Origin of the sequence: Mycoplasma sp. 1654_15 (assembly GCF_012516495.1) — a bacterium.
Taxonomy (GTDB): domain Bacteria; phylum Bacillota_I; class Bacilli_A; order Mycoplasmatales; family Metamycoplasmataceae; genus Mesomycoplasma.
The window spans coordinates 575,218-589,814 of sequence record NZ_CP051214.1 but is presented as its reverse complement, the minus strand read 5'-3'; the positions used below and the strand labels follow the sequence as shown (position 1 = coordinate 589,814).

Sequence of the window (14,597 nt, the reverse complement as noted above, 5' to 3'; positions counted from 1 at the left end):
AGCCAACAAATTACAACGAGCAAAATTGTTGTAATTTTTATTTTTTAGTGTATATTATTACAACAAAAATAAAAACAGGGGAATTGCTCATGAAAATATCAAGAAAAAAACTTTTAACTATTATTTTAGCAGTTGTTATCTTCTTTGTAATAACTGTATCTATTGCAGTGCCTTTATCTTATAAAAATTCTATTGCTAAAAATAAACAATATAAACTAGAATATAGACAAAGAGAAAATAATGGTTCTTTCGATATAGCAGCAAAAATCAAATTAGGTGCTAAATATGCAAATAAAACAGTATTTGCTAAATTTGAACATCCAAATTCATTTCTTCCAAAAATTGAACTTTCTTCTGTAGATGAAAATGCAGAGGCTATTATTTATTATCCTTCAGTTACAAAAGAATTTGTTAGATCAGATTTTTTACTAACAGGCATTTATGAAGATGAAAAAGCTACTGAATTAATTTTAAAAATAGAACCTCAAATTAACCTAAGAAATATTGCTTGAAAAAATAATAATATTGAACCACAAGAAATTGAATTAAATAAAGAATTATCTGCAAATAAACAAGTACAACTTACTTTTGAGGATCAAAACAATCATAAGTTAATTCAATTTTCTGAGCATTCAGATGCCAATGGAATTATTAGATTAAAACAAAAGTCTTTTAATACAATAGGAATTTTTAAACTAACATCTGTTAAACAAGATAATATCTTAATTAATTTAAAAAATTGGGAAATTTATTTTGTATTTTCTTCCACTTCAACAAATCAAAATCATTCACAACAATCAGATGTTGAAAATGCATTTACTACAGTAAGTAATGTAAATTTTTATAATATTGGTTCTACATCTGCGAATGTAGAATTTACATTAGCACAAAATAATCAAATTGTTTCAGAAAAAGAAGTAAAATTATCTATTTTAAATCTTAAAAACAACACACAAAAAGAAGCTATTTCTACTATAAATAATAGTAAATTAGTATTTAATTTAAACAATTTAGATTCAAATTCTGAATATAAAATCAATTCTCTTACTTACCTAGATACTGAAATAAAAAAACCAATATATTTACCTACTGAATTAATAAAAACTTTTATTACAAAAACCAAAGCAATTAGCTTTGATTTTTCAAATTTAGCTTCAAAAATGAAGGAAAATGAATATAAAATTAATATTTTTTTAAATAGTGAAGATAATATTCTTGAAGATAATCAAGAAGTTTTAGTTTCTTTTGAATCACAAGATAAAAAAATCGAATCTAAAGCTAAAATTACTAAAGATGCAAATAATAAATACAAAATTGAGTTTGTTGTTTCTAATCTAACTGCAAATTCTATTTATACATTAGATAAAATAAAATTTGTTTTAAAACCTACAAAAGCTTTAGAAAATGTAGGTAAAAACAATGACAATGTAATTTATAACAAACAAGATTTTGCACAAAATATTAGTTTTATAAACGAAGAAGATGTAAAAATAACTTTACAAAGAGAAGTAGATCCACAAAAATTAACTGACAAACACTCTTCATACAAAATAAAATTAAAGTTTTCTAAATTATCAGATTTATATTTAAATAATAAGTTGTCATTAGAATACCATTCTAGTGATAATAAAATTGCGCAGACTTCTTTTGTAGAACTAAAAGATCCTAAAGTTTTAGAATATACACTAGATCTTAAAGATTTAGAAGTAAACAAAGAATATACTCTCAAATTTTTAACTTTAGAAAAACTTGATAATTCAAAGCAAAAAACAAGTTTTCCAGTTAGGGATTTTAATATAAGTGATTCATTAATAATTTCTCAAACTTTTTCTAATTTTGAAGTAAAATCAAGGACTTTTGATTCTGTAGATGCAAAAATTGTTGTAAATAATCATCTAAAAAATTCAAAAGTAGATTTTAGTCAAAATAAAAAAATAAAAGTTTATTACTTTGATGATTCCAACAAAGATAAAACATTAACTACAGAAGCCACAATTGACCAAAATAGCTTCAAAAATGAAGTGAATTTAACTTTTTCAAATTTAGAATTAAATAAAAAATATCGAGTAAACAAAATTGATGTATATGATTTAACAAATCAAGATACAGCCGTTGCTAGTTTTAATCTTTTCACACCTTGAGTTTTTGAAAATAAATTAGAAATTAAACAAATTTCTGATATTGATACAAAGACAGGTAAATTAAATATTAGTTTAGATACAAATTTAGATTTAAACAAAAATAAATTTAAATTAGTCTTGAAAAATCAAGAAAATCAACAAGAAAAGCAAATAAAAACTGAGAAAAATAACAGCTTTTTATTTAATAAAGAACAAAATAAATTAGATATTACTATTTCTTCAATTTTTAATCAAAAAGGTAAATACTTAATTGAAAAATTATTACTTGCAAAAGATGAAAATTTTTCAAAACCTAAAGAAATTCAACTTTCAAATAAAAATAAAGTCTTGGATATTGAAACTTTAGAAGTAATCGAAAATAAAGTAAAAGAAGAATTAAACAAACTTTCAGATAAATTACTTCCATCTTTTGTAAATCAAGAAATTATTACAAATTTGGTAGATGAAAAATACAAAAAACTTTTAGATTCTTTTTATTTCCAAATAGTTAATAATCAAAGTGGACAATTAAAAATAAAATATAACATTAACTATTTAGCAAACACAAGATTTTATGAACATGATTGAAAAAACTTGAACAAAATTATCGATGACAAAGAATTAACTAAACATTGAATAGCTAGTGCTACACAATTTGGTAGTTGATGATTACAATATTACAAACCTGAAAATGTCTTTTTAAACGGTTATTATTGATTTGCTTGACCAGGTTCAGAAGATATCAAATTTTTTGTAAAACCAAAATCAGAAAAGAGAAATTTTGTTGGACAAATAAAACTTAAATTTAAAAATGATCCTAGTTATTTCTGACCAGCTAAAGCAGGATTAGATAAATACATTAAAGACCCTTTTGTAGTTAATGTAACTAATAAAGATGGAAAACAAACAAAATTAAGTATAAAACAACAACCTATTTGATCAAAAGATAAGTCAATGATTACATATACTTTTGATGTAAATGAATTTATAAACCAAATTGAAATTGTCTTTCCAAGTAAACATAATGTTGACTATGTAAGTATTCATGATATTTTCTTAACAACTACAGCAAAAGAAAATAAATAAATTATTATAAAATAAAAATACCAAATACTGTAGGAGTTAAAATGAAGAAAAATCAAGAAAATATTTGTAAAAAAATGCAACAAATAGAAGATACAAATGTAGAATACAAACAAGAAATAAATAATAAAGTAGTAAGAACTATTTTGGCTTTTTTAAATACAAATGGTGGAATAATTTATTTAGGTGTTGATGATGAAACCCGTTGTATTAACCAGCAAATTGATGATAAGATAAAACAAACGTGAATAGATAAACTATCTATGTGAAAATCTCAACTTTCTAATGATGGTTATGATCTTATAAGTTGAGATAGCAGCACAATTCCTTTTAAAATTACAGTCAAAGAAGGAAAACAAAAGCCTTATTCTTTAAGTAATTCTAGTCCTGAATTCTTTGTTCGAATGGGTAGCACCACTCAACGTGCAAGTTTAGAACAAATAGGGAGAATGTTTTTAAACTCTGAGCCATATTATTTTGAAAAAAAGTCTATCGAAAGAACAGATTTAACTTTCAATTACTTAAAAAAAGCTTTAGAAAAACTAAACATAAAGTTTAACCCTAAAAAACTATCTTTAATAAATGATGATGGTAAATATAACAACATTGCATTGTATTTTAGTGATCAGTGTCAGATTATTACAAAAATAGCATATTATCAAGGACTTACAAAAGAAATTTTTTTAGATAAAGCAGATTTATCAGGTTCAATATTAGAACAAATTGATACAATACTAAAAACTATAGAAATTTACAACAAAACAAAAGCTACTTTTCCAAGTTATACTAGATTAGAAGTTAGAGATTATCCAACAGAAGCATTAAGAGAAGCGATATTAAACGCGTTTTGTCATAGAGATTATAGTATTATAAATTCAGATATAACAATTAGTTTTTTTGATGATAGAGTAGAAATTTACTCACCAGGAAGCTTAGTAGAAAATTTAACACTAGAACAAATTAAACATGGTGTAAATAACAGAAGAAATAAAGGCATTGCTCAAATTTTACGTTTATTAGAATTGGTAGAAGAACAAGGAAGAGGAGTTGAGTTAATATTTAATAGCTATAAAAATTTTGATAAACAACCTAACTTTGATGTTAATACAAATATGGTTAAAGTAACTTTATATAACAGAAATTATGAGCCAACTAATATTAATTGAACTAATTTAAAAGATAATGTTAAAGATAAAGTAATAGAAAGGCACAAAATCATTTTAGATTTAATAAAGCAAAATCCAAATATTACTATTGATGAAATGTTTCAAGAGTTAAAAGTTCCTAAACGAACTTTAACTCGTTATTTGCAACAACTACAAGAATCTGGACAAATTCAAAGGCAAGGTAGTAAAAAAACAGGTGAATGAAAAATTAAAACAAATAAATAGAATATTTTTAGTTTTTACATTAAAGTCAAAAATTTTTATATAAAAAATTATTATTATATATTATAAAAATAACACTTTAAACAGCGTTTTAAATTATTTTTTTATAAAAATTCCTTCATTTTTCTTCAAAATAAATAATTTTTTGTTAAAAAAATTATAATTATATATTATATAAATGGCACAATAAATGGCACAATAAATGGCACAATAAATGGCACAATAAATGGCACAATAAATGGCACAATAAATGGCACAATAAATGGCACAATAAATGGCACAATAAATGGCACAATAAATGGCACAATAAATGGCACAATAAATGGCACAATAAATGGCACAATAAATGGCACAATAAATGGCACAATAAATGGCACAATAAATGGCACAATAAATGGCACAATAAATGGCACAATAAATGGCACAATAAATGGCACAATAAATGGCACAATAAATGGCACAATAAATGGCACAATAAATGGCACAATAAATGAATTTTTATAAAAATTCCTTCATTTTTCTTCAAAATAAATAATTTTTGTTAAAAAATTATAATTATATATTATATAAATGATACTTTAAATGATACTTTAAATGATACTTTAAATGATACTTTAAATGATACTTTAAATGATACTTTAAATGATACTTTAAATGATACTTTAAATGATACTTTAAATGATACTTTAAATGATACTTTAAATGATACTTTAAATGATACTTTAAACAAATTTTTATAAAAATTCCTTCATTTTTCTTCAAAATAAATAATTTTTTGTTAAAAAATTTATAATTATATATTAATAAATTAGACTTTAAATTAGACTTTAAATTAGACTTTAAATTAGACTTTAAATTAGACTTTAAATTAGACTTTAAATTAGACTTTAAATTAGACTTTAAATTAGACTTTAAATTAGACTTTAAATTAGACTTTAAATTAGACTTTAAATTAGACTTTAAATTAGACTTTAAATTAGACTTTAAATTAGACTTTAAATTAGACTTTAAATTAGACTTTAAATTAGACTTTAAATTAGACTTTAAATTAGACTTTAAATTAGACTTTAAATTAGACTTTAAATTAGCCTTTAAATTAGCCTTTAAATTAGCCTTTAAATTAGCCTTTAAACGAATTTTTTATAAAAATTCCTTCATTTTTCTTTAAATTTAATTTTTTAAAATAAATATTTTTTATTAAAAATAATAACTATATATTGTAAATATACACTTTAAATGAAGGTGCAAAATAAAATTTGAATATTTGATATATTTAACTTTTAACCAATACATTTAAAAACAAGTAATTATTAATGATTATAAAATTCATATTTTTCTTATTTAATATAAACTTTGTTAAACAAAAATTTAAATTAAAAATCAAAAATTACGTTAAAAAATTAAGCTTAAAAACCACAGTTATTTTGCAGTGGTTTTTTTAATATTTTTTTACTTAATAAAATTCATTAATAACAAAAAATACTTATTTTTTCTTCATTTTCCTTCATTTTTGATGTTTTTGTACGAAATACTTGGCATATATATATATATTATATATAATTAATAATGATTAGTAAAAGAAAAGAGGCTAATAAATGAACTTTAAAAGCATAAAAAAGAGTAAATTAGCGTTGGGTATTGCAGTATTTTTAGTACTTGCTTCCCCTTCTATAATTGCTATGGCTTTAATACTTCCAAACCGTAAAACAGAAACAGCGACTAAAGTTGAATATAAAACTCCAATTTCACTATATTCACCTGTTATTTTAAATACTTTGGAATCTATGCAAGCAAAAGAAAACTCTAAAATAAAATTACCAACTGATCAAAACCAATTAACTGAATTTAAGGATGACATTATTTCATTAGCAGAGTCTCTCCAAATAGATAAAGAACTTTCAAAAATAGATAACGACACCACACTTTCAGAAGAACAAAAAACAACAGAAAAAACAAATATTATTACTAAGTTTTTAGAAGAAAACATAAGCGCTCAAGAGACAACAGGTCCAAAAGTATTTGAGTCAAATTCAGCTCTTCCAGAAGAATTAGTAAACTACAAAAAACAACTAAGTGCACATATAAATACTGAGCTAGCTCTAAGATTAGCTAATTCATATGATAAAAAATTATCTACAGATGCACAAGTTAAACAAACAATAAAAGACTATGTAGTTTTTGCTCAAAAAAATGCAAACTTACTTAAAAAACTTAAAGAAAATGGTTCTGAATATGAATTAGTTCTTGCTAAATTATTAGCAAAAGAACGAAATTCCAAAACACCAGCACCTGCAAAAACTATTGAAGAACAAAAAGAACAACGCGATAATTTTTATCAACAATATCCAAAAGCTAAAGAATATTTAGCTATGACAACAAAGGATTTCGAAGCTGATGAAAGTTTCATAACTCAAGAACAATATGATGCAAAAGCAGCAGAAATTAAATTAATTAACAAAGAAATTGAAGATAAAATTAAAGCACTTGATACAAACAAGCAAAAAGATCCAGTAGAAATTAACAAAATTAAAAACGAAATATTTAAAAAACACAATACAAATGCTGGTGAATTTGCACAAATCGAAAACAATCCAAATGATTTCAATAAAATTATCAGACAAATACTACAAAATCAAAAAGCAAATATAAATATCAAACCATATCATATGTATGGATTGACTTTAATAAAAACAGAAATTTCTACATATGATAATTCATCTTTTGAAATATCAACAAATCCAAAACTAAAAGATACATTTGAAAAATACATCTATTTATTACTAGGTTATATTTCACAAGATAAACCAACTCAATTCATCCGTGATCCAAAAATAGAAAGTATTTTAAAACAATTAGAGGTTTCCGGAGCTAAAATTAAAAAAATTACTTTACTAACAAACAAACTCACTTCCGAAAATCCTACAACTAATTGAGGACGTTTTGTAAAAGTAGAATTTGCACAACCAGTAGAACACTACTTAGCTAAAACACATGCTAAATATAAAGGTATAACTTTAGATAATATAGTTTATAAAAACATTTTATTTGAACTAAACCTTGACAATATAAGAAACAATAATGCAACTTTAGATGCAGCAATTGTTAAAAAAGTTAAAGAAGAAAAAGCTCAAGAAGTTGCAGAACAAAAACAACTTCGTGATGAATTCTATTTAGGTTATCCTTCTGCTAAACAATATGAAAAAATGGCTGTAGAAGATTTTGTAAATGATTCTAAAACTATAACTCAAGAAGAATATAACCAAAAACATAGTTTAATTGAAACAACTGAAAAAGAAATTGAAGAAAAAATCGCACAATTACCTCCTGAAAAACAAGACGATTTAGAAGAACAAAGTAAAATCATTGCCGAAGTTTATAAAGCACACAACACAAATGCCGAAGAACTAAACCAATTACAAACCAATCCCGAAGAATTAAATAAAACCATTAGATCACAAGTAGGCAATGAAAAAGCAACCTTAAGTGTAAAATCCTATAATTTGTACCAACTTTTAGTAACTAGAGTAGAAATTTCAACTACAGATAATTCAACATTAAAACTTCCTACAAAAGAAGAAGATAAAAAAGCATTTGAAAATAGCATTTATCTAACCTTAGGATATAATCCACAAGATCCTTCATTTAAAAAAGTTGATAAAGTAGAAGAAATTTTCAAAAAAATTCAAAATGAAAATGTTACCAAAATAATTATTCTTACAAACTACGATGACACTAAAGAACAAATTGAAAATTTTGGAACATTTGTAACTATAAAATTTGCAGATACCAATAAAGCCGATTATGTTGACAAAAATGAATTCTTTGATTTAAATTTTAAAAATTCTAAAGATGCCAATAAACAATTAGATGCTGATATTGCTGCAATAGAACAAGAATCTAAAAAATAATCAATAATAATCAATACCTCGAACTTATACGTATATTTTTATACATAAATAATAGAAAAAGTAATTAGTTTACTATGAGGTGGTACCCTTTTCTTCTAAAATTTTTAAGTGTTTTAATTAATTATAATTTGAAATGAATGTTTCTCTAAATTTAATGGGAGACATTCATTTTATTTTGTCTTTAATTCGTTTGTGATTGTAATAATAAATATAATTTGCAATTGCTTTGTGAAGTTGTTTAAAAGTTAAAAATTCTTTTCAGTGACCATAAAAACATTCTCTTTTTAATGTTCCAAAAACGATTCAATAACGCTATTATCTAAACAATTTCCTTTTCGAGACATGGACTGAATTATTCCTTTTGTTTTAATTTTTCTGAAAATTGTCTATGTTGATACTGTCATCCTTGATCACTGTGAAAAATTAAACCTTCAAGATTTTTGTGTTTGAAAAAAGCTTTTTGAAGCATTTTTCTAATTTGTTGGTTGTTAGCGCTTGTAGACAAATCTCAAGCAATAACTTCACCATTAAACATATCTAAAATTGGTGATAAATATGCTTTTCCAAATGAACCGCTAAATTCAGTTACATCTGTAGTTCATTTTTGATTTGGTTGAGTTGCGACAAAATTTCTATTTAAAATATTGTCTGTAATTTTGCCAACAGTTCCTTTGTAAGATTTGTATTTTCTTCTAGGACAAATTGCTTTGAGATTGAATTTTTCCATTAATCTGCGAACTTTTTAAGTCCAATTTTATAGCCTCTATTATTAAGTTCTGCTTTTATTCTTCTTTTTCCATATCTTGCTTTATTTTCTTGAAAAATAAGCTTCATTTGGCTTATAATTTCTTCATTTTTCTTGTCAAAATCTTCTTTTTGAGTTCATAATAAAAAGTAGATATAGGAATAGAAAACTCTTTTAATACTTGAGTTAAGCGAAGGTTTTTGTCAGCTTTTACTCTATTATAAATTTTTTTATTTTTCTTGCCTTGGTTGATTTGAGTCAAAGATCTCTACCAAGGCTTTTCACTTTTTAGTACTTCATTTTCCTTTTTAAAAGTTTATTTTCTTTTCTAAGAAGTTTCAGTTCTTCATATACAGATAATGAAGAATTTGATTGATCTTGACTATCGGAATTGTTTGATATTTTTGTAGATTTATTATTATTAATCTTAGATTTCATTATTTGTCTTCCTTTGTTTAATTGTAAACCACTAATTCCCGATTCTAAATATTTTTCTTTCAAAAAGATATTTGACTTGGATTAAGATTATTTTCAAGTGAAATTTTAACAATTGGTTCACCAGCTAAAAATCTTTTAACTATGTTTAATCTTTGATCTATAGTTCACTTTTTATTTCGTGGTTTTTCTTAAGTCCTTCAACTCCTAATTTGTCATAAATTTTTTCTCAAAAAATTACTTGATTTAAAAAATTTTTCTGACTTGTATTAACAAAATCGGGCTTTTTAATTTCAATTCCTTTTTTGTATTTTTTTACACATTCTAATTTAAATTCTAATGAATATTTCATAAAAAATCCCCTTTTCTATTTTCCTAAGAAAAGGGGATCCGCTCAACTAATTACTTTTTTGTTTTTTATAAAGCAAACTTTTTCTTCATATAATACTAAATTTTTCTCTTTTTTAAAAATTTAGTAAATTTTAAGATACTTTAAAAACAGAGGCAGATAAACCAGATGCTCAATTTGCTATACCTACTGAAGAAGAACAATTAAATGAACTTAAAAATAAGGTTATTTCTTTAGTAACAACAAAACAATTATTTGAAGAATTTAAACTTATAGATAACAAAGAAAATTTAACAAATATGAAGAAAAATGAAGCAAAAACAAAAATTTACAAACAAAAAACCATCTATTTTAAAGATGGTTTTTTGTTTGTATTAGTATATATTTAACTTTGCTCAATGAGAATTTTTTAAGTAATGATTAATTCTTAAACTGTGGTGGTTTATTCTTTCTAAAGATCTTAAAACTCTACTATAATCAAAATCTAAATCTAATTGAGTTTTACCTATAGAACTTTTTAATTTAGATACATTTTCTTTTGCGTATTTAAATGAAAGCTCGTCAAAATCATGACTCATTTCTTCGATGTGATGACTTCTTTCTTTTTTAAAGTATTTAATTTGATCAGTAGATTTTTGTAAAATAGCTTTATTCATTTTTATTAGTTCAGAAATATGATTTATAACTTCTTGACTTATTAAAAATTGAGTTTTATTTTTAGGATCGTAGACCTTATCTAGTTCAGCAAGAATCTCCGCTCCAATATCAAGGATTTTTTCTAGTGATCTTGAAGATAAAATTAATGACATATGTATTTCAGATTGTTCTGTAGTTAATTTTTGTTGTCCAAGTTCTATTAGATAAAAATAAAGTTTTTTCCTTGCATTATCAACAACTTCTTCTAATTGATTGTATTGATCTTTGAGTTTTGTGCTTCTTTTTTTGGTTAATTCTTCCGCTTTTTCAAGCCCTTCATAAACCATTTTACCCATAGAAGTTAGTGCTTGTTTTCCTTGTTCTAGTGCTAAAAAATTGTTTGTTTTAATCAATTCTTTTGTAAGTGTAAAACCAAATTTTTTCTCCATATGATCATCTTTGATTAATCAATCTAAAAACCTAACTATGTATGTAATTAAGAATATAAAGATAGCAACTAAAATAGCATTAAACAACAAGTGAGCTATGGAAAGTTGTAAAGACGGTGCTTTTAAGGACAACGGAATCATTAATTCTATTAACTGACTAAAGTAAAAAATGATTGCTAAAATTAAAATAGAAATAGATAAATTGGTAAATCCTCAAACTATTGCAATTTTTTTCGAATTTATATTTTTAGTTGTAAATGAAACTATAAATCCAGTAACAGTTGTTCCTACGTTTGCTCCAAAAACTAAACCAATAGCAGCAGGTAAACTTAAAATTTCTGGTTTTGATAGCACAAACTTACCAGCGTCATTATAAAACTGTCCTTCGTAAATACTTTGATATAAAGTAACAGTTGCTGAAGAAGATTGCATTATCCCTGTTAATACAAATGAAAAGAAAAATGAAGCTCAAGCGTTTTTTCCTACTTGTTTTACAAAGCTTTTAAACCATTCTTGTTTTACAATTACTTTTGATCCTGAACTTAATAATTTTAAAGATAAAAATATTAAACCAATGGCAAAAATAATGTAAAAAATATTAGATCATTTTTCTTTTTTTACAAGCATATAGCCAAATATTCCAATTACTAAAAGTAAAACAAAATATTCAGTAAAAGCAAATCTAGCTTGAAAGGAAACAATCAAGGAAGTAGTCGCAGTTCCTATATTAGCTCCAAGTAAAAAAGCAATAGCTCCTCTTAATTTAATTAATCCAGCAGCTAATAGTCCCATAATTAGAGCCATGGAGCCATCAGAAGACTGAATTAAAGTTGTAAAGATAATACCAAATAGCATTGCTGCAAATCTGTTTTCCGAAATTTTAAAAATTTGCTTTTTAAATTTAGGTCCACTAATTTGCTTTAAAGATGTTGATAAAATTTTTGCTGAAAAAATAAACAAAGCTAATCCAGCAAGGGCAAAAATAAGTGCTGAGTATCACGTGTCAAATAACATTGATTTTTATAAATATAAAAATATATTTATGTTTTCTCTCCTTTTGAACTTAAGTTCTTTTATAAAAAATAATTTTTTCTTCAAAAATGAAGGATTTTTAAATAAATTTGAATTTTCATTTCATTTTTTATTTATGCATTTTGTTTATGAAATTATTCTTTTTGTTTTCGTATATTTTCTTTGAAAGCATTATTAATTAACTCTTGAAAATTTACGCCAACAAAACCTTTTACATTTATTCTCCTTTGCGCAGATAAAACATTGGGATTTGATTTAAGTTGAGATATTGGAACTGAGTAAAGTCCAGAATAAGAAAATCTTGAATCATCAGGATAATTTATTCCATTTTCAGCATCTTGAACTCAATATAATTTAAAAATTACATTTTTTAATTCATTGTTTTTATCATCAGCTATTGTTTGATCATCAAATTCAAAAGAAGCTCTTAATTGAACTTTAAATGCTTGATTTACCTTCTTTTTCAAGTCTTTTTTATTTAAATCACCTGCATTGTCAGGCTTATCATCAAAATCAAAAACTTCTCTTTCTTTTGTTATAGTATATTTATCAAGTTTAGCTAGTAATTCTTTTTTTCTTTGGAAATTAGAATCAAAAGGAAGTGAAGATAATTTTGAATAATCAATGTTTCATCAAAAAGTTCCTAAAGAACCAACTGATTGTTCAACTGCCGGATTTGTTTGCAAACCTAATGATTGTGAAAATAAATTATATTTAGTAAAAAATGGATTATTTATATAAAAACCATCACCATATTTTCAAAATCAAATGTTATTTTTATCTTCATTTTCCTTTCATTTTTGTAGAAATTCACTTGATTTTAGTTCTGAAATTCCATGATAAGAATAACCTATTAAAACATCATTATTGTTAGAAGTTTTTATAGTTGGATCTGTTTCTGTAGAGTTAGGATCAATATCTTTATTTTTTATACCTTTTTCAAAAGTATTTTGGTTTAATTCACGTCCATAATAAAACAATGAATAATCAAGTAGATTTAAACCTAAATCTTGATTTTCTAGATTTTTTACTTTAATATAATCTTGTCCTTCAATAAATAAAGGAATTTGAATTATCTCATCAAGAAGTTTTTGTTTTTCTAAATTATCATTTGTTTGACAAGAAAAAAGCACAGCACTAGTACTAATTGTACTAATGTTGGCTAAAAAAATTTTCCATTTTTTTGAAAACATAGAGAAATTTTACTATAAATTTAAAATTTTTAGATTTTTAAAAATCTTTTAATTTCTTCTACTTTATTAAGTCTTTCTCAAGGTAAGTCTAAATCACTTCTTCCAAAATGACCAAATGTTGCTGTTTGTTTGTAAATTGGCTGTCTTAATTGCAAGTCTTCTACAAATCCTTTAACACTTGTGTTAAAAACGTGTTTTATACATTCTAAAATTTGTTCTTCACTAAATTTTCCAACTTGAAGTTGTTCTACAGAAATAGAAGTTGGCTGACTAAATCCTATTGCAAAGGAAAGTTGAATTTCTAATTCTTTTGCTACACCAGCTGCAACTAAATTTTTTGCTATTCATCTTGCAAAATAAGCTCCAGAACGATCTACTTTTGTATAGTCTTTTCCGCTAAAAGCACCACCTCCATGATGAGCTCTATCTCCATAAGAATCTACAATAATTTTTCTTCCTGTAAGACCTGTATCACCAATAGTCCCACCTATTACAAATTTACCTCCAGGATTAATAATTGCTTCAAAATCAAGGTTTAAATTGTAATCTTTTGCTACTTTTTGCATTATATTTGTATGAATAAATTCTTTGAATTTTTTAAAATTAAATTTTTCTTCGTGTTGAACAGACATTAACATTTTAACTATTCTTGGTTTTTCTCAGTTACTAAAATCTACTTCTACTTGTGATTTCATATCAGCTTTTGCTCAAGGAAATTTTTTCTTAGATCTTAGTTCTTCAGCGTATTTAGTTAGTGAGTGCGCAAGTGAAGCTGAAAGAGGGAAAAATTCCTTGGTTTCTGAACAAGCATAACCATAAACAACACCTTGATCTCCAGCTCCTAAATCGTTAGATTTATCTACTTTTTGAGCAATATCAACGCTTTGAGTATTTACATTAGAAATAATAGTAAAGTCATTTTCATTATAACCTATTGCAAAGACAACTTTTCAAGCAATTTTTACTAAATCTACATATGCTTTAGTGGAAACTTCACCACCAATAATTATTAATCTGTTTGAAGCCATAACTTCAACAGCTACTCTTGAGTTTGGATCTTTAGCTAAAATAGCATCTAAAATACTATCGCTAATTTGATCACATATTTTATCTGGATGTCCTTTTCCAACTGATTCAGACACAGATAATTGTCTTCTTTTTAACATTAAATATATGTCTCCATTTCGTGTTTTTTAAAAAATTTATCTAAGTTTTTTAAAGCGAACATTTACTAATTTTAAGCTGTTCAAACACGCAAT

Annotated in this window: 7 protein-coding genes, 1 pseudogene and 1 other annotated feature; of the genes and pseudogenes, 3 read left to right on the top strand and 5 right to left on the bottom strand. The window is 24.5% G+C overall.

The features are described from left to right. The first annotated feature begins 89 nt into the window (after window positions 1-89). Both HF996_RS02600 and HF996_RS02595 read left to right on the top strand, forming a co-directional pair. Window positions 90-3,206, top strand: a complete 3,117-nt coding sequence (locus HF996_RS02600; protein WP_168910501.1) for a hypothetical protein — start codon at window positions 90-92, stop codon at window positions 3,204-3,206. Between the two features lie 41 nt (window positions 3,207-3,247). Continuing rightward, entirely contained in the window at window positions 3,248-4,594 is a 1,347-nt protein-coding gene (locus HF996_RS02595) for an ATP-binding protein (RefSeq protein WP_168910500.1), read from the top strand. Between the two features lie 167 nt (window positions 4,595-4,761). Here the strand turns inward: HF996_RS02595 and HF996_RS02590 are convergent, their stop codons facing one another. Then, a complete protein-coding gene (locus HF996_RS02590; RefSeq protein ID WP_168910069.1) occupies window positions 4,762-5,076 on the bottom strand; it encodes a hypothetical protein in 315 nt (104 codons plus the stop codon). 1,110 nt (window positions 5,077-6,186) lie between these two features. Here HF996_RS02590 and HF996_RS04105 point away from each other — a divergent pair. Further along, window positions 6,187-8,499, top strand: a complete 2,313-nt coding sequence (locus HF996_RS04105) for a hypothetical protein (RefSeq protein ID WP_254427691.1) — start codon at window positions 6,187-6,189, stop codon at window positions 8,497-8,499. A 117-nt stretch (window positions 8,500-8,616) separates the two neighbouring features. Here HF996_RS04105 and HF996_RS02570 read toward each other — a convergent pair. From HF996_RS02570 to metK, 4 genes and pseudogenes are all read right to left on the bottom strand, one after another. After that, a pseudogene (locus tag HF996_RS02570) lies at window positions 8,617-10,031 on the bottom strand (IS3 family transposase). Further along, window positions 9,463-9,546, bottom strand: a sequence feature (ribosomal frameshift element). It overlaps the preceding pseudogene by 84 nt. Before the next feature lie 371 nt (window positions 10,032-10,402). Next, entirely contained in the window at window positions 10,403-12,127 is a 1,725-nt protein-coding gene (locus HF996_RS02565; protein ID WP_168910499.1) for a Na/Pi cotransporter family protein, read from the bottom strand. 152 nt (window positions 12,128-12,279) lie between these two features. Continuing rightward, window positions 12,280-13,338 (bottom strand): hypothetical protein, encoded by a 1,059-nt coding sequence (locus tag HF996_RS02560; RefSeq protein WP_168910498.1) that lies wholly within the window; start codon window positions 13,336-13,338, stop codon window positions 12,280-12,282. Window positions 13,339-13,367: 29 nt separating this feature from the next. Next, window positions 13,368-14,504: a methionine adenosyltransferase gene (gene metK / locus HF996_RS02555; RefSeq protein ID WP_168910497.1), complete on the bottom strand. Its 1,137-nt coding sequence runs from the start codon at window positions 14,502-14,504 to the stop codon at window positions 13,368-13,370. Window positions 14,505-14,597 lie beyond the last annotated feature (93 nt).